Consider the following 592-nt stretch of genomic DNA (forward strand, 5'->3'; position numbering starts at 1 on the left):
GCGCGCGACACCGTGTGGCGGCCAGCCCTCCACGCCGCAAGCAGCGGGGCGGCGATGGAACGGGTGCGGGCGGCGTCGGTTTCCATGGGGCAGAGGCTAGCGGTCCGTCGGCGTGGGCTCAAGCGGATGCGCGGGAGGAGATTGCCAGAACTCTCGCGATCAGCGTAACCAATCGCATGGCTCAGACCTCGCAAACTCCGCCCGCCCTGTTCGATCGCGCCTTGCTGCATGCGCGGCAGCAGCGCGCGCAAAAACAAGGGGCGGTGACCTTCCTGCTCGATCGGGTCGCCGAGGACATGTTCGACCGGCTGGCGGCGGTGATGCGCGAGTTCCAGGCACCGGCCGATCTCTGGACGCCCGGCGACGGGCTCGCAGCGCTGCGCACGCGGCTTCCCTCCATCGAACGCATTGAACTCGACGCAGCGGGCGCCGAAAAACTTCCCTTCGCGCCCGAAAGCCTCGATCTCGTCGTCTCGGCGCTGGCCCTGCAATTCGTCAACGACCTGCCGGGCGTGCTCGCGCAAATCCGGCGGGCGCTGAAGCCCGACGGCCTGCTGCTCGCAGCGATGATCGGCGGCGACAAGCCGCCCTC

Annotated in this window: 1 protein-coding gene; it reads left to right on the forward strand. The window is 69.1% G+C overall.

Translation table 11 applies throughout. The features are described from left to right. Positions 1 to 176: 176 nt before the first annotated feature. On the forward strand, positions 177 to 592 hold a 416-nt coding region (locus tag JHD07_RS09585; RefSeq protein WP_291621393.1), incomplete at its 3' end, for a methyltransferase domain-containing protein.

Origin of the sequence: Bradyrhizobium sp., from assembly GCF_016462955.1 — a bacterium.
Lineage (GTDB): Bacteria > Pseudomonadota > Alphaproteobacteria > Rhizobiales > Xanthobacteraceae > Bradyrhizobium.